The organism is Segatella copri (assembly GCF_019249795.2).
GTDB classification, from domain to species: domain Bacteria; phylum Bacteroidota; class Bacteroidia; order Bacteroidales; family Bacteroidaceae; genus Prevotella; species Prevotella copri_B.
This window is the reverse complement of record NZ_CP156891.1, coordinates 1,055,548-1,075,624: the sequence shown is the minus strand read 5'-3', so window position 1 is coordinate 1,075,624 and position 20,077 is coordinate 1,055,548. Positions and strand designations below refer to the sequence as shown.

At 42.9% G+C, this 20,077-nt stretch carries 21 protein-coding genes; 8 read left to right on the top strand and 13 right to left on the bottom strand.

Annotation, left to right across the window (positions count from 1 at the left end; all coding sequences use genetic code 11):
- Positions 1-40 precede the first annotated feature (40 nt).
- The 5 genes from KUA48_RS04945 to KUA48_RS04925 all read right to left on the bottom strand — a co-directional run bounded on the left by KUA48_RS04945 (position 41) and on the right by KUA48_RS04925 (position 2,683).
- On the bottom strand, positions 41-529 hold the full coding sequence (locus tag KUA48_RS04945; RefSeq protein ID WP_228113204.1) for a low molecular weight protein-tyrosine-phosphatase: 489 nt from the start codon (positions 527-529) through the stop codon (positions 41-43).
- A gap of 44 nt (positions 530-573) precedes the next feature.
- Positions 574-774 (bottom strand): hypothetical protein, encoded by a 201-nt coding sequence (locus KUA48_RS04940; protein WP_153080391.1) that lies wholly within the window; start codon positions 772-774, stop codon positions 574-576.
- A gap of 222 nt (positions 775-996) precedes the next feature.
- Positions 997-1,602: an HlyD family secretion protein gene (locus KUA48_RS04935; protein ID WP_153080390.1), complete on the bottom strand. Its 606-nt coding sequence runs from the start codon at positions 1,600-1,602 to the stop codon at positions 997-999.
- A gap of 155 nt (positions 1,603-1,757) precedes the next feature.
- Positions 1,758-2,141 carry a hypothetical protein gene (locus KUA48_RS04930; protein WP_228113203.1) on the bottom strand — a complete coding sequence of 128 codons (384 nt, stop codon included), beginning with the start codon at positions 2,139-2,141 and terminating at the stop codon, positions 1,758-1,760.
- Entirely contained in the window at positions 2,090-2,683 is a 594-nt protein-coding gene (locus KUA48_RS04925) for a TolC family protein (RefSeq protein ID WP_228124030.1), read from the bottom strand. Before KUA48_RS04925 ends, KUA48_RS04930 begins: the two co-directional genes overlap by 52 nt.
- Positions 2,684-2,870: 187 nt before the next feature.
- Between KUA48_RS04925 and KUA48_RS04920 the strand changes: the two genes are divergently transcribed.
- The gene (locus tag KUA48_RS04920; protein ID WP_153080389.1) at positions 2,871-3,746 is read left to right on the top strand and encodes an AraC family transcriptional regulator; all 876 of its coding nucleotides are present in this window, start codon (positions 2,871-2,873) and stop codon (positions 3,744-3,746) included.
- Positions 3,747-3,779: 33 nt separating this feature from the next.
- Positions 3,780-5,642, top strand: a complete 1,863-nt coding sequence (locus tag KUA48_RS04915; RefSeq protein ID WP_153072708.1) for an SLC13 family permease — start codon at positions 3,780-3,782, stop codon at positions 5,640-5,642.
- A gap of 146 nt (positions 5,643-5,788) precedes the next feature.
- On the opposite strand, the gene KUA48_RS04910 is transcribed toward KUA48_RS04915, so the two are convergent.
- The 5 genes from KUA48_RS04910 to KUA48_RS04890 form a co-directional block, all read right to left on the bottom strand.
- Complete coding sequence (locus KUA48_RS04910; protein ID WP_153080388.1) at positions 5,789-5,974, bottom strand: hypothetical protein; 186 nt, start codon at positions 5,972-5,974, stop codon at positions 5,789-5,791.
- Between the two features lie 318 nt (positions 5,975-6,292).
- Complete coding sequence (locus tag KUA48_RS04905) at positions 6,293-7,828, bottom strand: ISL3 family transposase (RefSeq protein WP_264949399.1); 1,536 nt, start codon at positions 7,826-7,828, stop codon at positions 6,293-6,295.
- A 495-nt stretch (positions 7,829-8,323) separates the two neighbouring features.
- Positions 8,324-9,913: an IS66 family transposase gene (locus KUA48_RS04900; protein WP_369503212.1), complete on the bottom strand. Its 1,590-nt coding sequence runs from the start codon at positions 9,911-9,913 to the stop codon at positions 8,324-8,326.
- A gap of 100 nt (positions 9,914-10,013) precedes the next feature.
- Positions 10,014-10,361: an IS66 family insertion sequence element accessory protein TnpB gene (gene tnpB, locus KUA48_RS04895; protein WP_117588063.1), complete on the bottom strand. Its 348-nt coding sequence runs from the start codon at positions 10,359-10,361 to the stop codon at positions 10,014-10,016.
- The gene (locus tag KUA48_RS04890) at positions 10,349-10,759 is read right to left on the bottom strand and encodes a hypothetical protein (RefSeq protein ID WP_144021577.1); all 411 of its coding nucleotides are present in this window, start codon (positions 10,757-10,759) and stop codon (positions 10,349-10,351) included. The genes tnpB and KUA48_RS04890 overlap by 13 nt, the downstream gene beginning before the upstream one ends.
- Positions 10,760-10,861: 102 nt before the next feature.
- On the opposite strand from KUA48_RS04890, the gene KUA48_RS04885 reads away from it, so the two are divergent.
- The 5 genes from KUA48_RS04885 (at position 10,862) to KUA48_RS04865 (ending at position 15,479) form a co-directional block, all read left to right on the top strand.
- Positions 10,862-13,186: a hypothetical protein gene (locus KUA48_RS04885; RefSeq protein ID WP_218433456.1), complete on the top strand. Its 2,325-nt coding sequence runs from the start codon at positions 10,862-10,864 to the stop codon at positions 13,184-13,186.
- An 18-nt stretch (positions 13,187-13,204) separates the two neighbouring features.
- Positions 13,205-14,173 (top strand): hypothetical protein, encoded by a 969-nt coding sequence (locus KUA48_RS04880; protein WP_218433455.1) that lies wholly within the window; start codon positions 13,205-13,207, stop codon positions 14,171-14,173.
- Positions 14,174-14,213: 40 nt separating this feature from the next.
- Positions 14,214-14,411, top strand: a complete 198-nt coding sequence (locus tag KUA48_RS04875; protein WP_153080733.1) for a hypothetical protein — start codon at positions 14,214-14,216, stop codon at positions 14,409-14,411.
- A gap of 242 nt (positions 14,412-14,653) precedes the next feature.
- Positions 14,654-15,130 (top strand): Panacea domain-containing protein, encoded by a 477-nt coding sequence (locus tag KUA48_RS04870; RefSeq protein ID WP_153080841.1) that lies wholly within the window; start codon positions 14,654-14,656, stop codon positions 15,128-15,130.
- Positions 15,123-15,479, top strand: coding sequence for a hypothetical protein (locus KUA48_RS04865; protein WP_153080840.1), 357 nt, complete (start codon positions 15,123-15,125; stop codon positions 15,477-15,479). Before KUA48_RS04870 ends, KUA48_RS04865 begins: the two co-directional genes overlap by 8 nt.
- 93 nt (positions 15,480-15,572) lie before the next feature.
- Here KUA48_RS04865 and KUA48_RS04860 read toward each other — a convergent pair whose 3' ends face one another.
- Positions 15,573-15,830 carry a hypothetical protein gene (locus KUA48_RS04860; protein WP_153080839.1) on the bottom strand — a complete coding sequence of 86 codons (258 nt, stop codon included), beginning with the start codon at positions 15,828-15,830 and terminating at the stop codon, positions 15,573-15,575.
- A gap of 36 nt (positions 15,831-15,866) precedes the next feature.
- Entirely contained in the window at positions 15,867-16,160 is a 294-nt protein-coding gene (locus KUA48_RS04855; protein ID WP_153080838.1) for a hypothetical protein, read from the bottom strand.
- A gap of 159 nt (positions 16,161-16,319) precedes the next feature.
- On the opposite strand from KUA48_RS04855, the gene KUA48_RS04850 reads away from it, so the two are divergent.
- A complete protein-coding gene (locus KUA48_RS04850; RefSeq protein ID WP_218433453.1) occupies positions 16,320-18,095 on the top strand; it encodes a S24 family peptidase in 1,776 nt (591 codons plus the stop codon).
- A gap of 166 nt (positions 18,096-18,261) precedes the next feature.
- Here KUA48_RS04850 and KUA48_RS04845 read toward each other — a convergent pair whose 3' ends face one another.
- Positions 18,262-20,028 (bottom strand): ATP-binding protein, encoded by a 1,767-nt coding sequence (locus tag KUA48_RS04845; protein WP_218433451.1) that lies wholly within the window; start codon positions 20,026-20,028, stop codon positions 18,262-18,264.
- Between the last annotated feature and the right edge of the window lie 49 nt (positions 20,029-20,077).

Sequence of the window (20,077 nt, the reverse complement as noted above, 5' to 3'; positions counted from 1 at the left end):
TGATATTTTGATGATTCATCCCTTTTTGTTTTATCTGTTTTTACCCTTCCCCGATAATGCTGTCCAGTAACTCCTGGCAGGCATCTTCGAGAAGCGTGATGACGAGCTCGAAGTCGCTATAGTCGCCATAATACGGATCGGGAACGGTGGTGTATTCGCGATGATGGGTCAGAAAATCGGCCATGCGCACTACTTTTTTCCTATCAGACTCTGAAGAAGCCATGGAGGTAATGGTACGGTAGTTTTCGTTGTCCATTACCACGATGGTTTCGAAACGGGCGAAGTCTGACTTCTGGAACTGGCGGGCATGGCTGTTGAAATTGTAGCCATGCTCGGCGCCACATTTGCGCATGCGGCTGTCGGGCAACTGACCTACGTGCCAGTTCCCGATGCCCGCAGAATCGATTTCAAACTCATCCTGAAGCCCTGCTTTTTCTACAAGACTCTTCATGATTCCCTCGGCTGCCGGAGAGCGGCAGATGTTGCCCAGGCAGATAAATAATACGGTATGTTTACCTTTCTTTGTCATGTTGCTAACTTTTTTTGTTTGCAAAGTTAGCATAAATCTCTGTATTATGCAAGATTTTTCTTCATTTTTCTTCCCACAAAGTTCCAGGCTGGCATCTTCTTCAGGGTGCTGCGGATAGGCTGAATGTCCCAAAGCAGGAAGATGATGAGCACGCCGATGCCGATGAGGAAATACATCATTACGGGATAACATACCATCGTTGCCACGCCTATCGTGAGCAGTCGGGTATATTTCTGATGGAGCACCTTGCACCAGAACAGGCAGAAGAGGCATCCGGCGAGGAATATATCCGTTGAACGAAGGGACGCGGAAGGGTCCCTGTAACATAGGAGGTCCTGGCATTTTTTTAATTAATAATTTATAATTTATAGAACATTCTATCTATAGTTTATAGAACATTCTATTTGAGGCGAACCTTGGTTTCTACGTTCAGACCGGCACGGAGCAGGGCTACCTGTTTAGGGTCGTTATCGCGGGTGAGGACGATGCGAACCGGTACGCGAACCGCCCAGCTGCTGGGTCTGTACGTTGCGAACCGAGGCGGCACTTGCCTTCCGGCTGCTTGCCTGCTCATAACGTGCCTTGGCTCCCAGATAGCGGGCGTAGGCATTATCATATTGCTGGCGGGTTACCGCATCCTTCTTCATCAGGGCTGCAAAACGGTCGAAATCCTGCTTGGCGTTCATCATGTCTACACGTGCCTCTTCGATACCTGCCGAAGCCGTCTGCACGTTGGTAGTGGTGGTTCCCATGCTGGCTGATACAACCGAAGAACCGGCCTTCGAGCCGCGCAGACCAGCCTCTGCCTGAGCCACATGCAGGCGGAATTCTGAATCTTCGATAATGACGAGTGTATCGCCCTTCTTCACGTGCTGATAGTCGGAGAAACAAATTTCCTTGATAAATCCTGATACGTGCGTGTTGATAGGTGTAATGTGGCGGTTCACCTGGGCATCATCGGTATAAACCACGTCGCTACCATGATAAAAATGGCTGAAACACCAGCCGATGGCTCCTATAAAACAGAGGATGATAACTACATTATATATTCTCTTGATAATCTTCTTGTTCATAATTTATATTTGTTTTATTGTTTGAAAAAGAGCAGACGAATTGGCTTTCCCTTCGGACGCCGAACGTTGTTTCTTCGTTCTTCACTTCCTAAATTTCTCCCGCTATGTATTTCATGCGGTAATAAGCGTATACGATGTTGATGCGGGCATCTACCTCATTCAGTTCGGCGTTGAGCTTCAGGTTCGATGCATCCACCATGTCCGGTTACCAGCGCCACTTTCGGCAGCAGGTCGCTCTTGGCAATTTTCTCCTTCTGTTCCGCTATTCTGATGGCGTTGCTGCTCTGTTCCAGCAGGGGCGAATTCATCGTGCTTGCCGTCTGCCAGTAAGCTTCGCCATCCTTGGCGTAAGCCTTGTCGGCAATCGTAGCGTCCGGAATAATCTGCATCTCCTGTTTCCCTTTATCTTCCTGGTTCATGCCGAGCGTATTCAGGAGCTGGTGGTTCAGGATACTGCGGTTGTTGCGTAGTGAAGTGAGTCCCAGTTTCAGGCTCTCCATCTGCAGTTCGTATCGGGGGATGTCGTTCTTGAGCGCCATTCCCTGGGTTTGTTTCGCCTTGATGTCGGCGATAAGCTGGCGGGTGAGCTCGATGTTTTTTCATATACCTTGATACGGTTGTCTATCTTGTAGAGGTCCAGATACTGTCCCAGGGCGATGAAGCGAGCCTGCTGACGGGTGAGTTTCACGCCCACCTCTGCCTGCTGCTTGCCCAGTTCGGCGAGGCGTATGCCTGCGTTGATGGCGCCACCAGCATAAACCACCTGCTGTGCCTGGAAGGCGAAATTATTGCCGAAGTGGGGCGATTTCAAACCTTGGGCGTTACTGAAGTCGCGGTCGGTCATCAGGGCGTTTCCGATGTAACTGAAGGAGAGGGATGCATCAAGGTCGGGCAGTTTCTTGCTTTTAGCCGATTCGATACCGATGCTGGCAGCTTCTACACCCGATTTCGAGGTTCGTAGCGACTTGCTGTTTTCTTCGATTCTCTCGAAGAGTTGGGCGATGGTCATTCTGGTTTGAGCCACAGCCCATAGAGAGCCTCCCCAGATGAGAAGGCCTGCAATCATCATTTTCTTTATCATTCAAAAATCTGTTATTATTATTATTTAAAAATTCCGTTATCTCATGAATTCGGGTGCAAAGGTACGGCGATTTGGGCGAATATCCATTTTAAATTTTTCGTGCCGCATGGATTTTTTCGGAACAAAAGTTCTTTTTTCTCACATTATTTCCGTATATTTGCACGCAAAAAGCGAATAAAAGGTATTTATGATAGAATTATCAGAACAGAACAGTTATCAGGAGGCCAGTCTTTTCTGCTCCGATTTGAGCGAGTGGCAGGAGGGTCCGCAGGTATTGACCTATGGAGCCATTCTCCTTTGCCGCAAGGGCAGGGCCGTGCTGAATGTGAATTATAAGGATTGGGATCTCTATGAGGGAGCCGTCATCACCCTGTTTCCGAATGATGTGGTAGAGGTGAAGAAGGTGGAGTCTTCTGCTTCCTGCGAGGGGGATACTTGTGCCGGAATGAATGCTTCTGCCTTCGAAGTGGAGATGCTGAAATATAATCCATCTCTGCTGCGCGAAGCCAGTCTGCAGCTGGAACAGACGGTTTATTCAGCCCTGCGCGAGGACCGATGCCGGCAGGATTCGCCCGTGGTTACCCGTATCATCGACAGCATGTTTTCCCTCCTCAGACTCTATTTCGAGCAGCACGACTGTACCTGTATCTCGCAGCTGGTACTCTATCAGCTCAAGGCCTTCTTCATAGGGTTCCATGAATATCTGCAACGCAATCCGCAGAACTGCCCCGACGAGGTGAAATCTTACAGGGTGAGAGAACTCTTCAACCGCTTCATGAAGCTCATGGAACGCGATTACAAGAAATCGAGAGATGTCAACTATTATGCCGAGCAGATGAACATCACCTCCAAGTATCTTTCGAATATCGTGAGGCAGGTAACGGGGCATACACCCAAAATCATCATCGACCAGTATGTGGTGCTCCAGCTGAAGATGCAACTCAAGCGCTCCGCCCAGAGCATCAAGGAGATGGCATGGGAATATCATTTTGCTGATGCCAGCTTCTTCTGCCGCTATTTCAAGAAACATACCGGAATGACGCCGCAGCAGGTGAGAGAATAAATACAGTAATTATAACATAAAAATTTTCAAAACATGACAACAACACTTATCATATTGGTTATTACGGTAGCCCTATTCATCTGGGGCAGGGTGAGGGTCGACATCGTGGCACTTACCGCCCTGGCTGCACTCCTGGTTCTGGGTATCCTGACACCTGCCGAGGCGCTGGCGGGCTTCTCTTCGCCCATCGTCATCATGATGATAGGACTCTTCGTGGTGGGTGGAGCTATCATGCAGACCGGACTTGCCAAGCTTACGGGCAATAAGCTCATGGCGCTCTCGCGCGGCAACGAAACCATCACCTTCCTGCTCGTAATGCTCGTAACCTCCTTTATCGGCGCCTTCGTGAGCAATACCGGAACGGTGGCCCTCATGATGCCTATCATCATGAGCATAGCTGCGGGCTCGGGCATGCAGTCGTCGCGTTTCCTCATGCCACTCGCCTTTGCCGGAAGTCTGGGTGGAATGCTTACTCTCATCGGTACGCCGCCCAACCTGGTTATCGATGAAGTATTGACCGAGGGCGGTTATCAGCCGCTTGCCTTCTTCAGCTTCTTCCCTGTGGGCATCATCGTCATCGCCATCGGCATCATCGTGCTCATGCCGCTCAGCAAAATCTTCCTTAGCAAAAAGCAGAGCGGAAAGAAAAAGAAGCAGGGCAAATCGCTTGATGACCTGGTAGACGAATATCAGCTGCTCGATAATCTGCATCGCTACATCGTGCCTAGCCGCCGCCCTTCTGCCGCCCTCGACGAGAATGGCGAGCAGATGGATATCGTGGGCAAAACCCTGAAGGAGCTGAGCATTCAGAAGAAATATGGCGTGAGTATCATCGAGATAAGAAACGAGAAGAAATCGCGACTGGGACTGGTGAAGGATGTGAGCCAGAACATGGCGAAGAGCAGCAGTACCATTCAGGTTCACGATACCTTATATATAATAGGTGAGGAGGAGAAGATGAAACGCTTTGCCAGCGATTACGGCCTCAGGAAGATGAAGGATGTGAAGATTGATTTCTACGACCTGGGACTGACCGAAATCGTGGTGATGCCTACGTCTAATTTTTCCGGTCTGCGCATAGGCGATGCCAACCTGCGCAAGCGTTTCGGCATCAACGTGCTGGGCGTAAAGCGTGGCGATGAATATATTACCGACAATCTGATAGCCACCAAGCTGCATGTGGGCGATATGCTCCTGGTGCAGGGCGAATGGACCAATCTGGCTCATCTGGCTACCGATACGAGCAACTGGGTGGTTATCGACCAGCCAGAGAAGACTGCCGACAAGGTGCTCTTGGATTATAAGGCGCCTGTGGCGGCTGCCATCATGCTGCTGATGATTGCGATGATGGTGTTCGATTTCATTTCTGTGGCTCCGGTCACGGCGGTCATCATCGCCGGACTGCTGACCGTCTTTGCCGGATGTTTCCGGAATGTGGAGGCGGCTTACAAGACCATCAACTGGGAGAGCATCGTGCTGATAGCCGCCATGATGCCGATGTCTACGGCGCTTGAGAAGACGGGTGCTTCTGCCTTGGTTTCTCAGGGGCTGGTAGAGAGTTTGGGTTCGATGGGACCTACGGCTCTCTTGGCAGGTATCTACTTCACCACTTCTCTGATGACGATGTTTATCAGCAATACAGCTACGGCTGTACTGATGGCTCCTATTGCCCTGGTGGCGGCCCAGCAGGTAGGAGTGAGTCCTTATTCCTTCCTCTTTGCGGTTACGTTGGGCGCCAGCATGTGCTTTGCCTCTCCGTTCTCCACGCCTCCTAATGCGCTGGTGATGAAGGCGGGTGGCTATACGTTTATGGATTACGTGAAGGTAGGTTTGCCGTTGCAGATTATCATCGGCGTTGTGATGACCTTCGTTCTTCCGCTCCTGTTTCCTTACTAAGGATTTTTGATATCAAAATAAAAGCCCCCGATGTTTTTCCCGCATTGGGGGCTCTTTTTTTATCGGATTAAATCAGGCTTTTTTATTTTCCCAATTTGGGAGATTTTTTTCTCCAACTGGGCAAGTGATTTTGCGCGCTTTCTGAATCACGATGCAAAGATACGAAATCCCGATTTATCAGTTGTGCGATAGCGTGCGATGCCATGCGATAGCGGAACATTTTTCTCCAATCTCTTTTCTTCGTGTTCACGGAAGTTGGGACAGATAGTTTCAGCGATGTTGGACAGTTGTTCCTTATTATAGCCCGAATCGGCAACAAGATAGGTCTTCATACGGCATGATTTCCCCTAATTGAGGGCGGAATACTGAAAAATAACCCCATTTATCTCCACTTCGAGTATCGGGAAGAGCATCGGAAATAAGGGTTCCTGCATGTCTTTTGATGCCTGAGAGAGCAAAAGTTGCACCTATTCGATGCTTTTTCCCAGCTTTTTCATCGTCGGAGCGGTTGAAATGGGGATATTGTACTTCAAATTCTTAGTCTCTATTTCTACATAATTTATTGATTATGAGCCTTTTAGAGAGAAGTGTGGTTGGACGGAGCGTTCCAGTTCCAGTTGTTCCAAGGTTCTTCTCAAATTTTGGTACATTTATGTATCTAAGTTTGAGGAGACCTTTATCTGCAAAAGAGAAATCGATGCTCTTCCACCCATAATTCGCTTTGCGGTCTTTATCTTGTTGACCGAACCTTCAAGGATTCCATTGTTCAATTTGCTAGCAATAGAATTATTGATGGCGGAATAGTCCTTAATCAGTCCTTTGGCAAACTTTTCCATTTTCTCATTACCACATCCTATGACCATGTTAATCCATTTGTACAAGTTCATTTTGACCTCTCCGCTCAAAATGCCTTGAAATGTTGTTATATAATAGGCTAAATCGGTAACATGCAAGTCCTGCAGAAACAATCTGACAGTCTCCGTCTTGGTTTTCCAGTTGAAGTGAACTATTGAATTCCAAAGGTCATACTCTTCGTTCCTGATAGTTGCCTTTGCAAGAAATGCCTTGTAGGCATCATCGTATGCCTTCCAGTCTTCCTTCCATTTTCCTCTCAGTAGAAAAAGAAGTCTTTTCAGTATTTCTTTCTTCTCTGTAGAATGTAACCCCTTGGTAACCACAGAGTAATCCAATGACTTTTTACAGAGAATCCTATTTGTAATAGATTCTATGGCTTTGTAAGCCCTTAGTTGCGTTGGGTTGAGCAAGTCCTCATATTTGGTGTTCCTTAGCTTTCCCATCTTAAATCCATCAAACCCTGTTTTGTCATGGATTTCACTCAAAGTCAGTCCTTGCCTTGCATAAAGATCCATGAAAGTGTTCCATTCAGTCATTTTCTTGATTCTTCTTGCATCCTTGCACATCGATTCCAAGACTGCATATATGCTGTTATAAAGCCAACCTCTACTTATTTGTGGCTTAATGGGACCAACTAGACCTTGAGTCAGCAACTCCATTCTCTTATGCAAAAACTCCTGCAGAATCTTTGGAAAGACTGCGCTCGTCAAGTCTTCAATGACATGGAATTTGTCTGTGATAGCATGTGCTGATGGGGCTCCTTGCTTGATAGCCTTAATGAAGCATCGTCCCCTATCACGAGTGATAGTATTGACTTTCTTGTATTGTTTCAAGACATTTGCCACAATCGAAGAATCTCTAGAGTCTATCAGTTCCAAAATCTCGCCTGTGTCATGGTCTACGATAACACTGCCATAGGTATGTCTCTTTCTCTTGGCAAAGTCATCTATGCCTATATTCCTGGCAGTCCTGTCTGGAAGTCTTTGGATCTTTTTCAAATGATTTATGCAAGTATTTGGACAGCAAGTGATTCCCATCTTTCTCATGACCTTGGAGGTCGACACAGATGACATATGTATATGAAGCAGGTTCATCAACTCTATGCATCTTACACTGAATCTTGCATATTTGTTTAGCCACTTCGTCTGTTGCTCTACAAATATATGTTTATCAGACTGGCAGTAAAAACGGCGCATGTAAAGGGTGAGAACAAACCGTTTACACCCTAAAGGACACATCGTGACCGTTCTCTTTTGCCAGCCACGGGTATGAGTGGTTTTCTTGCCACAACGGTCGCAGAAGGCATGGGTAGCCGTACTCACGAGAACCATTTTGAGTTCCGTGGAAGAGAAGTCACAACTTGCGATAAAAAAGCCATCTATGGCAGGAAAAATGTCCATAAGAAGTTTTTCTCCGACCGTAGAAGCATTTATATCGGATTTTATTTGGTTGTTTCTTATCTTTTTTATAATTTTGCATCTGTTAGCGATTGTATCCATTGTAAGTCATATTTTATGATCACTTTAAACTTACATATTTTTGGAGACAATCGCTAATTTTTTATATTAAACTTTCTCAAAAATATTGCTCCTTCATATAAAATATGGGGCTTTGTACTAAAATTTGAGAAGAACCTGTTCCAATTAATTTTTTGAGCGTTCCATTCCACCTTCTTATATATAACTATCTATATATTAAGTAGTTATAGAGTCTCTATAAAGGGATATTGTCCTATGAAAACCTATTTGAAACAATTGGAACAACTGTAAGCGGCTCCGCGTTTATACCTTGCATAATTCAAAAAAAAGCAGTAACAGCTGATTAAATTAATGCTGTTGCTGCTTTTTCCATCGGTCAGGAAGTAAGTCTCTATATTTTTCTAATGGGGTATTGGGTTGCCATTCTACAGTCTTTTCTATTACGTCGCATATGTATTCAAACAGATTAATGCCATTCAGCCTGCATGAGATTGCGATAGAATATAGGATAGCCGCCCGGCTTGCTCCTTCGTGCGAACCAAAGAACATTGAGTTTCTTCTTGATAGTGATATGTATCTCTGGATTCTCTCAATGTAGTTGTTATCGAGAGCCGTATCACCTCTTTTGAAGATGTCACAAATGGCATTATATTCATTAAGGGCATAGCCGACCGCCTGCGCCAAGGTAGACTTGGGCAGCAAATCTTTCCTGGAAGATATTTCCTCCAGTTTCTCCAATAAATCCTGCAAAATGTCCGGTGCATATGACTGCCGATAGGCTAGATGGTCTTCAACGGTCCATCCATTTACCCCAACCTTATGTTTTTTGTCTTCTCGATAAAATCTGTTGAGGATATCTACGACCTCCTGAGCATCCTTGTCTTCCTTGCCGCAGTCGATGAAATCTCTCTTGACATGCTGCAGGCAGGCGATTCTCATAATGTCAGGATAAGCATCCGACTCCAGTTTCCGGTAAGGAGCATATGCATCACTCTGTATGGTACCTTTATAATCAGAGAATATGTTAAGTATGACCTGCTCAGAGCGTGATCCATCCTCATATACGAAGAAGACAAGTCCCAGTTTAGGCGCACTTACAGCCCAGAAGTAGCCTTTCTTCGAACCCTTGTCCGTAGGCTTTGTCTTGGCTAACAGCACTTTATGGTATGTCTCGTCTGCCGAGACATAATCCTGCTGCAACACTACTTGGCAGATAGCCTTATAGAAGTTTTCCAGTACATCGGCACTTCTGGCAATCAGTTTGTTTGCCGTGGCTTTCCTTAACGTAAACCCATTGTCGGCAAAGTATTTGATGATTCGCTCTACCGGCATGGAATAGATGTATCGCATCTGCAGGAGTCCTGCTGCAAAGGAAGGTGAATAGGAAGAATTCAACAACAGAGCCGGCGGAGTTTTCCCCGGATACATGATACTTCCATCAGTATAAGTGTTGATGTGATACACGGTCTTGATGAATTTGATGGGTTCCATGCTGTAACGTATACAGGTACGAGTTCCGAAGAGACGCAACGTCTTCAAAAACTCTGCATCCATGACTGGATCTATCGTAACATGCACCTCTTTCATCTCGTAATGCATGTCACGCTTGGCTCCGTTGTTTTTGCGTGCCTTTCTCTTTTCGGCCTGCTCTGTTTTCTTCTTGTCAAATTCCTCCTGGGTCATCGAGTCTTGTGGATTCTTTTCCTGACGTTCGGACTTCTTGCCTGAAACGAGCTTGCCGAGTGCCTTGTTCTGACGATTCGCTTTGTCAATGGCGATTCCTTTCTGGACGAGTAATTCTTCTAATGACTTTATACGTTCAATGAGTTCGTTGACCTGTGTAGTCAATGAACTCACCGTAGCATTAGCTTGCTGAAGCTGTTCGTTTGCAAGCTGAAGCTGTTTCTTTAAAAGTACTATAATTTCGTCCTTTTTCATAGTGCAAAGGTACGAAAAAATATCGAGATATGCAAGGATTTTTAGATATTTATTTTTCTATCTTGTTGATACACAGTTCATTAAATATAATCTTATGCGCCTATAGATTAAGCCGTTTCCTATATCTCATACTTTTCAGGCAAATTCCGCTCATGATGGCAGATAGCGTCTTGTACGGCATTTTGCATTGTTTGCTTTGGGGATCAAAGAATGGTAATTCAAAGGTTCCTCGCTCCAGTCGCTTCTGATACAGCAAGAAACCGTCGCCATCCCATTTTAGCATTTTTACCTGCTGGCGGTTCTTGGAGAAGAAGATGAAGACGGCACCACCGAGTGGCGGCAGCTCCATCTCCGTCCTCACAATCTGGTACAGGCCATTTATGCCCATGTTCATTCGGACATATCGCTGGCAGACGTAATACTGGGTGTTTTCGTTTAATCCAAACATAGCAAGTCCTCCTTCTCGTAAAGTTTCATCAGATGCATGACTGATTTGGCACTACCTTTCTTGATGGTGACTATCGTTCCATTGGGAAAGGTTAAGGTTATGCCGAAAAGATAATTTTCCGGGCAGACGGAATCGGATGGCATTTCCATGGGAAGGAACATCATCCCAGTGTCCTTGGCTGTTGCTTCGGAACATTCCTTACGGGCTTCGGCCTGAAGCAGACGAATCTGTTGTTTGGCTAACCTAACAGAATAACCTTTCTCTGACATCCATCTATGCATCGAGCGATGGTTTACATGCCGTTCCTTTAAAAAAGGAATCAAACTGGCTTTTGGATTATGATTCAAATGAATCTGGAAGGCATTCCATGCCCTCTCATAACGTTCTGTTGCTCTCATAATTTCGTTGCTTTTAAAATTATGGTGCAAAGGTAAGAACTTTTACGATAAAGGGCAAGGTATAAACGCAGAGCCGCTTACATCGAAAATGAGGAGTTTATCATGGCTGTTGTAGATTCAGAGAATAGACTTCTCTTTGGTATCTACAGAGCAACTGGAAAGCCATATTTTCCTCTCAATGAAATGTATCACGTTGAGCAGAATGAAGAGTTCTTCGCTGTTTGGCTTGATGCTGCTAACCATGTACTCTTTGGTATCAGAAGAGACGGAGAAATCATTGGTGAAATCCATGCTGTCAATGCCTTGAAGCAAGTTATCTCTCAGCTTCAATATGACTTTGCATCATTGCAGGAGAAGGTAGGCACAATAGATTCCAACCTCAAAGAACTCCTTGATGTCTTCTCTTTGCAGGAAAATACTGAGTATCTTGCAGTTGAGCAAGATGCAGAAGGAAAGGTTCTTTCTGCAACAAATCCCGATGGTAGTCACTATATTCATAAGGTAAAGTCCGAGACTATCCTGGCACAAATAGAAGAAAAAACAGACATAGAGAATAGGCTAGAGATGACATTGGACGAAGAAGAACATATTCTTAGCTACAGAGACAAGAATGGCGTAAAACATGAAACTGCTCTAGGTGTAGAACATCTAGATGTAGAACATTTTAGTATGAAAGGCGAATCTATTGATTTTTCCAATTATGCAACACAAGACGATGTTAATGGCATTGAACTTAAAAACATCGATGGGGTTTACGACAACTCAAAGCCTAATTTGTATCTTACATCACAAAAGACATACACAACGGCTGATGGAAAGCAATCTTTCACTCCTCCAAATGCAGGTGCAGAAATGAGTAACAAAATACCTTGTAAGCCAGGAGAATGGTTCACTAGGACTGGCACAGCTACAGGTATGGTTGTTGTTTCAGACAAAAATGACAATAACGCAAAAAGATTGATGCCAAACGGAAGTCTGCCTAAGGCAAGTGTTCAAGTTCCAGAATATTGGGATTGGGCTGCATACATACGTTTTGCCGTGGCTACTTACGAAAATAATGTTACCATAAACCGAGGTAAGTATGCTGTAAGTGAATCTAGTGATTCTGTTTCTATTCCAAAACTTAAATTGAATGTTGCCAATTTCACGAAGGAAACCAAATATCTAAAATCTCCAAATGGTACTTTCTTTGAGCTTTCTGTAAGTGATAAAGGGGTATTGTCTGTAAAGGAGATAGACAAAGACCTTGTGGCACCTTTCGATGTACCATCAGATTTAAAGTTCACTATATCCAACCCTTCTGGAGGTGCTGCTGTTTTTTGCGGAAATGCCAATCGGGTATTGCTGCATAACGAGAAATATCTGTATGAGGTCAAGGAAACTGGATTGACAAAGTTTCTTTCCATCGCTGACAGCTCTGCTTATTTCTACAATGTCGAGCATCAGGTAAACAGCAGTGGTAAGTCAAGAATTGTTGCATTGCTAAAGGTTGACCCATTCAAAGGCCTTTGCGTGTTTGATGAGAACTTCATCCTAATCGACCAATTAGCAAGTCCAAATTATGATACTCATGACTTCATCTACATAGATGATTTCCATTACATCGTGTATTATCATAGCAACGTACTAACAATAGATGGACACATGACTTATTCTGATACTTTGGTAGAGTGGAAGAATGGCAAGAAGATTGGTTCATACACCCTCAATGACCAAGATGTTTTAAGAGATATTCTGTTTGATGCAGATGTGCATTCTACTGCACCTATAGCAGAAACCCATACAAATACTATTGGTTTTGATAGGACTGAAGACAGAATAATTGTAAATCCAAGAAACTGTTGCTCTTGGATAATTCTCAAAAGAACTGTTAGCAGTGAAGACAAGGTTACATTTGGTCCAGTACTGGAACAAGTTGGTGGCTTGCCATCGTTTAGTAATTATGGTGCTGTTGCAAGGAGAATCAAGACAGACTCATTGGCTCAGTGGTTCTTGTGTCATGATGTGAAGTATTGGGGAATGAAAGAGATTAGTGGTGTGAGTTATCCTACATATACACTGTTCGATAACAACTTCTTAATGAAAGAGAACCTTCGAAACAATCCTACTTCAAATCCTACTGGCGCAACAGATAATGCAGCTACTTGCTCAAGAATCGTGCAACTAAGCATTGATTGGAGTAAAAGGAAGATTGTAGAGTACAAGGTGTATGTCGTTCCATCTTATTATTCAAATGTTATGAGTAGTGCATGGATGATGGATGAAGGTATGTTCTGCATAGATTATGCTATTATGGGAACAATCATATTTGCAGACTTCACAACGGAAGCAACAACAGTGTCAGAAGACAACCATCTGTACACGAATGCTAAAATTACATGGAAATTAAAGCAGCAGAAACTTTTGTATAGGGCAAATATTTATTAATTAAAATAATATACAATTATGGGGAAATGTTTAATAACAAAGCTTAATGAGAGTGTCAATAATGACAATCTTTTGAAAATTGGTGAGTTTTCTATTTCGTTAAATGAAATTGAATCACCTTCTGAATCTTCTCAGAAGATTCAAGTTGCATTCACTGGAAATAGTGAAGTTAGAAATGTAAATGGAAATTTTACAGATAGCACATTAAGTAATAACACAGGTAAAAACATATCTATCACAAATGGAGATTTGCATGATATATATGTTAAAAATGTAAGTTCCTTAATTTGCTTTGGGAATAAGTATGGTTTAAGACTGCTATTTATTCCAGACAACACTGGAGTTACGATAGACATTTCTGAGTTAAAATTTTGTCCTATTCTTACTATTTTATCGCTTGGTACAGCGACACTACAGAATAGTGTAGACATAGCAAGTATAACGAATCTTAGTATTCTTAAATATTCTGGTAGTAGTGTAATTGACACAAAACATATAAAGAACCTTCCCCTTGTCGAATTTAATGCCTTTAGAGGAAGTGCCGTAACTGGTGATGTTGCAAATATTCCTAGAACTATAAAGTGGTTAACACTAGATTACACAAAAGTATATGGAGAATTTATACCTTCTAACTATCCTTCTCTCATATCTACTGCTGGAGTCTTTAGAGGAAATTCTGTATATGGGGATATTTCAAAAATTGGAAATGAGAATTTCATAACAATGGTTGATAATAATTCTAAGTTTTCCTGGAAGACAGAGAGAAATAGCTCATACAAGATATTAGCCATTGAAGGCATCCCAAACTTTGGAGAAGATTTAGATGCTATGTTGATAAATCAAGCAAAATGTGTTGTTGGATTTACTAGTAGTGATAATTCTTTTAAAAAAGCTATTACGGCTCGTGGAACTAAAACATCAGCATCAGATGCCGCAGTTGCAACATTGCAGCAGAAAGGCTACACGGTATTAGTTATTCCTGCATAGGGTATCATAAGTTTAACATCAAAAAGAAAGGAAACAAGATATGAATAAGTTAACAAAGAAGTATAAGGTAGTACATGAGGGAACCAAGATGGTGTTACCTCTGACAGAGGAAGGTGACAATGCTGAGGTATTCCCATCGGTGAATGCCACCGCAGTAGAGTTTGACTCATACTCAGAAGCCAAGGCTTACGTAGATGGTCATAACTTGGTGTATGAGGAACCAAAGTATAGGGAGTAAGCCATAAAGATAAAAAAAGAAGGGTGAGTCAATAAAGATTCACCCTCTATTTCTTATAATGTTTTTATAATGGTTTAATAATATTCTAAAAATACTATTAGAATGTAAAACATTCGGTAATTCTTTATATATTTATACAAATATAACAATATAAACTTGCTTTATTTATAATTTTGTCGTACCTTTGCAGCAGAAGAAAGAAAATAACGATTATACACATTTATCAACTTCAACTATAAATTATGGCAACTATACAAGATACATACGTTTGCAATAGTGTAGTGTTGGCAAGATATATAGCCTCCTATGCTAATGCCTACAACATCGGCATTAATATGACGAAGTTGCAGAAGTTGTTGTATATATCTTATGGTGTGTATTTGGCAGTAAAAGGAGAGCGTTTAACTAATGAGCATCCACAAGCGTGGCCTTATGGTCCAGTTTTTCCAACAACAAGAAACAAGTTGTTAAAGTTGAATTTAGAGGAAATTGTAAACTTTGAGGATGATTCCATTACTGACGAAGTAAAAGCTTGTATAAATTTAGTGTTTCGCTCATACGGAGCTTATAATGCTTCTTATCTTTCTGCTTGGTCTCATCAAATAGACTCACCATGGGATAAAACGACACATCTACCAGGCTTCAAATGGGGAAATCAAATTCCAGATGAATATATACAACCATATTTTCAAAATCTTTTGATCAAGAAACATGAATAAAACAGGTTTTGATATATACTCAGGAATTAAGGTTGAGAATACCAACGAAAAATCCCCAAAGTTTGATGATATAGATTCAAAATCTTTGGAAGACCAGGAGAAAATAAGGTATTCACAAGATACTAAATTCAGAAGACATCTAACCTTATGGGTAATGATAATTATTCCATTATGGTTATATATGGTCTTCCAATTATTGTGTAAGTGTGCAAATGGTCAATGGCATTTAAGTAATACTGTTTTGTCTACATTGTTAGCCACAACAACTGCTAACATTCTAGGTCTGGCAAACATTGTGTTAAAAGGAATGTTCTTAAAGGAAAACAAAAAGATTAAAGCAGACAATTAAGGGGAGCGGTGCCTAGCATTGCTCCTATTTTATAACATGGAGTGTTGTTTAGCACTCTCTTTTCTTGTATTCACTCTTCAATTTTTTCTGTTTCTATTTTAACTTAGGCAAACTATCATCATCTACTGTACCAGGCAGTTTAATCACCAAGCATTTATTTTCTGGCTTCTCAAAGCATAAACCAACAAAGGCAAGAAACAGAAAATCAACAAGAAGCGCTGATACACCAAAAAAGATATAATCATAAAATGGTCTTGATGCTCCAAAAGCAACTACCATTGCAACAAGTCCCGCATCAATAATGATGCACCCAAGTATGCCTATAATATAAGCTATAATTTTCTTCTTCATAAGTTTGAATGTTTAATTGGTGCAAAGATACAATAATTATTCAAGACTTGCTCCTTTTTTGGTGTTAAAAAATGTAGCCTGCGCCAATCCACCAAGCAGATAGCAAGCCTCCTCTCCATACATATTTATCAAAAACTGTTCAGAAATATGCTGAACCACATGCAGCATTTCGTGACTGAGGCTATTCATGTATTCAGCCTTTGAAGTAGCCCATCCTATAACAGCCACCGTTTTTCTTATATCAACATTAGAATAGGTTATCCCTTTATTGGCTTCACCTTCGAGCACGAGATTACAGGCATCTTTGAGAGGAATGCCGCTGCATCCCAAATCCCGAAGATAAAATACATTTAAACACCCTTCAAATGTCGTTTAAATGCTTTTTTAATTCACATTTCGTTTTTGGAGTCAAAAATCACATTTCGTTTTTGCAAGATAGCTCTTTTCGTTTTGCCGTGATTAGATTGTCCCCGTGCTCAGATTTTAGTTATGTTTCGTGATATAAAATCTGAAATTTTCAGTACTCAGACCATCGGTAGAATTCTCCGTGTTCCAATCATGCACGAAGAAGTGTCTAAGGTTTTCCGTAATGGTTATCTTTATACCAACTTCTCACGCAAAGCTGTAACAGAGGCTGATTATGGCGGAATGGGCAACAAGCCAAAAACGCTTATCTCTTACAACAAAAAGGGGGAAGACTACATCATCGACCCGAATCTGATGACAGATATGCTGTCGCGTGTAGATTATGGAGATTTGGGTAAATCGGGTGAATTCCAACAATGTCTGTTTGATACATTCAATCGCTATTTCGGCATTACTGATGAGGATGTGTTTGATGATGTTGTAAAAAGGAAACTAGAAACTAAAGGACTCAACTTGAAGGGAAATTTGGCGCATGAGATTGTTTCAGATGCTCAATTCTATGATTACGAAAATATTGGAATCAACCTTAAGGAAGCTAAAGGGGTAGAGCGCGAGTGGAGTAGGAGTGATGTGCAGAAACTCTTTACTTTCACTTTGGTGGAAATCCTGCGTTCGCAATCAGATAATGATTGCAAGGTAGGAAACATCGTGCGTTCTGTACCAACTTTGAAAAGTGCCATACGCTTGTGGTTCAAGTATTATGCTCTGAAGAATGAAGACGAAGATAAATGGTATTGTATTTTCTTGCATGATGCATTAAACGGTTCTGCTTCAAGTATATTCAGACGTCTTATCACAGAAACGCTTAAGGCATACCATCCTTTGCTCGAAGAACAATTACGTAAGCGCAGAGAGGAAAACCGAAAGCGGCAGAGTGTTCCTTTTGTATTGAAGAAGATGTATTCTTATACAGAAGAACATGATGAGTTGACGGAGCAGAAATGCCTGTTGCATCCTTTCTTCTTGGGGCAAGACTATACTGGCAGAAAAACCGAAGAGAGCTTTTACAAGTATCTTGAGGGTCAGGATGGTATAGAATGGTGGTTTAAGAATGGAGATAGCGGTAAGGATTGGCTTGCCATTCGTTATTTCAGCGAAGAACGCAACGAAGAAGCACTTTTCTATCCCGACTGGATTTTCAAAAAGAAGGATGCTACTATCGGCATCTTTGACACCAAAGGAGGTCAGACGGCTGCATCTAAAGACACGAAAAACAAGGCTGAGGCTTTGCAGAAGCGTCTTTCTATGTTGAACAACTTGGCTGAAGGCAGAATAAATTACGTTGGCGGTATTGTAATAGCTGCTAATGGTACATGGTATTATAATGATAATGAGGAATATGCCTATCAGCCTGGTAGTACAGATGGTTGGAAATTGATGCAGGATATGTTTGATGTGCTTATGGATGGGGACAGCTTGAATACAGCAATTCTTCATAGCATCTCTCCTTCCGACCGCTTCACCCGTTTCCTCCCTCTATATTCCATCCAAGCTGCCTGTGGCTACTTCGATAAATATGAGGAGCCGGAGACGGAAGGATGGGTGGATGTATCCTCATTACCATTCACTCCAAATAGGGAAATGTTCGTGGTTCATGCCAAGGGCAACTCGATGCTGCCGAAAATTAAGGATGGAGACTTATGCGAGTTTGAACGTTATCATGGAGGTTCAAGGGAGGGAGAAATCGTACTCTCGCAGGTGAATGAATATTACGAGGAATATGGCGGAAAATATACCATCAAAAAGTTTTATAGCGAGAAAACTGTGAACGAAGAAGGGGTGGAAGTTCATTCAAAAATAGAACTGCAGCCACTCAATAAAGATGGCTTCAGATCATAGAAATCCCGGAAGATAATGAAGCCAAGATTGCTACCATCGGCGTTTTGAAATACATTATCTGCTAAAGATAAAAGGGCAAGAGCATTACCTTGTCAATATATGATATGATGCTTTTGCCCTTTCTTTCTGTATGTCTTTTATTCCACTTTCTTTTATTCCGTTTTATTTATTCCACCTCCTCGCACATCGCCATCTCTGCTCCCCGGTAAATCACAACGAGCTGATGAAGCTTCGTGGTTTTCACGGATTTGTGCACGATGTCGCTATTGGCGTAGCGCCTTATCTGGGCTGAGGCTTCCTCGAAGAGATGGTTCAGCTGCTCATCGCTGGTGCCCGGCTTGCAATATTTCAATTCCACGATGTAGGAATCTTCTATGTCCTTATAGATGTCGCAGAGGGGCAGCAGGAAGATGTCGGCATAACCGCCATCGTTGTCAAGTTCAGAAATAGGACGGTAGAACTTGCATTGGCTCGTCATCGCCAGAGTGAAACCATGAACGTAGGCTTCGCCCTTCTGCTTGTCGCGCTGGGAGGAGAAGCGCTTCAGACAATCGGCTATGTAGGCAAAGTAGGGCTTGAATGCGCCTTCGTAAGCCAACTTGCTCTCCAGCTGGGTCTTGTCGTATTGCTCAAAGGTGAGGTCGTCCTCTTTGTAAGTATCCAGCAGATAGGTGTACATCTGGTCGCGCACCACCTCGTTGGGAACCACAAAGCGGGTATTGCCCTGGTAGGTGCCGTCTATCGTTACCATGCCGAAATAGAAGAGCAGACTCAGGAAATTATCTGGGTCGTTGATGCGCTCGGCAGGGAAATTCTCCATCAGGGTTCCCGTGGTGAATCCCCTGGTCACGATATCCTGTATGATGCTGGCATCGTGGGCAAACTCCTTGTCATGGCGGATGAGCATGCGAATCTTGTCGTAGTCGATGCGGATGTTGGTTTCCACCAGTTTCTTCGGAATATCATAATCGTTGCGGATGTAATTATCTACAAAGTAGAGCACCATCACGGAGTTGTACATGGTTGTGTTGCCGTACTTTTCTTCTGAGAAGCAATAATTGTCGTACCATGGCTTCATCACTTCTATCAGCTCATCCACGCTATGGCGGAATGGCAGCACGCTGGCGTAATAAGCCAGCATCTGGCGCACTTCCTCCTCGGTGAATCCCACCATTTCGTTGAACTCCGGAGACAGGGAATAGTTGGTACCGATGTTGAAACCGCTGATCAGATCGTCCATTGTTACGGGACTTACTCCTGTAACGAAAACTCTGCCCAGTGAATCTCCTGCGGCTCCCTTGATTGTGTCGAAGAAATGTCGTAGATATCCCTCACCGTGAGTCTGCTCGCGGTATCGTTTTTCATGCTCCTTGTGGGCAAGAATCTGATTGGTAAAGTGGTCGTATTCGTCGATGAAGAGATAAATCTTCAAGCCTGCTTCAGCACATTTGTCGCATAGAAATCCCAATTGGGCAACGGCATCTTCCTTTTGGTTCATCTCTTCCTTTATGTCCGGTGGCAAAAGGTGGGCGTATCTGCTGCAGAAGGAATTGAACTTGTTGTTGCAATGGGCATCAAGTCCTTTTTTATAATTATCCAATCCTGCTGAGATCATGGCAAAATTCAGGTGAAGGATGAGATAGCTGTTGCGTTCAGGGGTAGGATTCTCTCCGATGTAAAGCTTGCCGAAGAGGCTTTCAAACTTATCCTTCTTATTGATGTCGTAATAGTTTTCGAGCATGGAGAGGGTAAGGCTCTTGCCGAAACGGCGAGGGCGAATGAAGAAGAAATACATGTTAGATTCTTCTATTTTCTCTATGAATGGGGTCTTGTCAACATAGTAACAATCTCTTTCCATTACATCCTCAAAGTTCTGCATTCCGTAAGGGATGCGCTTGCGATAGATTCGCTTTTGTCTTTCTATTTTTGCCATAATCGAAACCTGCTTTTTGTTTTTATGCCGCAAAGTTAAGATTATTATT

Bases quoted from the DNA above. Each gene is read 5' to 3' on its own strand.
- KUA48_RS04945 (WP_228113204.1), bottom strand. From the start codon at position 529: ATGACAAAGAAAGGTAAACATACCGTATTATTTATCTGCCTGGGCAAC.
- KUA48_RS04935 (WP_153080390.1), bottom strand. From the start codon at position 1,602: ATGAACAAGAAGATTATCAAGAGAATATATAATGTAGTTATCATCCTC.
- KUA48_RS04930 (WP_228113203.1), bottom strand. From the start codon at position 2,141: ATGGCGCTCAAGAACGACATCCCCCGATACGAACTGCAGATGGAGAGC.
- KUA48_RS04925 (WP_228124030.1), bottom strand. From the start codon at position 2,683: ATGATAAAGAAAATGATGATTGCAGGCCTTCTCATCTGGGGAGGCTCT.
- KUA48_RS04920 (WP_153080389.1), top strand. From the start codon at position 2,871: ATGATAGAATTATCAGAACAGAACAGTTATCAGGAGGCCAGTCTTTTC.
- KUA48_RS04915 (WP_153072708.1), top strand. From the start codon at position 3,780: ATGACAACAACACTTATCATATTGGTTATTACGGTAGCCCTATTCATC.
- KUA48_RS04910 (WP_153080388.1), bottom strand. From the start codon at position 5,974: ATGAAGACCTATCTTGTTGCCGATTCGGGCTATAATAAGGAACAACTG.
- KUA48_RS04905 (WP_264949399.1), bottom strand. From the start codon at position 7,828: ATGGTTCTCGTGAGTACGGCTACCCATGCCTTCTGCGACCGTTGTGGC.
- KUA48_RS04900 (WP_369503212.1), bottom strand. From the start codon at position 9,913: ATGAAAAAGGACGAAATTATAGTACTTTTAAAGAAACAGCTTCAGCTT.
- tnpB (WP_117588063.1), bottom strand. From the start codon at position 10,361: ATGTTTGGATTAAACGAAAACACCCAGTATTACGTCTGCCAGCGATAT.
- KUA48_RS04890 (WP_144021577.1), bottom strand. From the start codon at position 10,759: ATGAGAGCAACAGAACGTTATGAGAGGGCATGGAATGCCTTCCAGATT.
- KUA48_RS04885 (WP_218433456.1), top strand. From the start codon at position 10,862: ATGGCTGTTGTAGATTCAGAGAATAGACTTCTCTTTGGTATCTACAGA.
- KUA48_RS04880 (WP_218433455.1), top strand. From the start codon at position 13,205: ATGGGGAAATGTTTAATAACAAAGCTTAATGAGAGTGTCAATAATGAC.
- KUA48_RS04875 (WP_153080733.1), top strand. From the start codon at position 14,214: ATGAATAAGTTAACAAAGAAGTATAAGGTAGTACATGAGGGAACCAAG.
- KUA48_RS04870 (WP_153080841.1), top strand. From the start codon at position 14,654: ATGGCAACTATACAAGATACATACGTTTGCAATAGTGTAGTGTTGGCA.
- KUA48_RS04865 (WP_153080840.1), top strand. From the start codon at position 15,123: ATGAATAAAACAGGTTTTGATATATACTCAGGAATTAAGGTTGAGAAT.
- KUA48_RS04860 (WP_153080839.1), bottom strand. From the start codon at position 15,830: ATGAAGAAGAAAATTATAGCTTATATTATAGGCATACTTGGGTGCATC.
- KUA48_RS04850 (WP_218433453.1), top strand. From the start codon at position 16,320: ATGTTTCGTGATATAAAATCTGAAATTTTCAGTACTCAGACCATCGGT.
- KUA48_RS04845 (WP_218433451.1), bottom strand. From the start codon at position 20,028: ATGGCAAAAATAGAAAGACAAAAGCGAATCTATCGCAAGCGCATCCCT.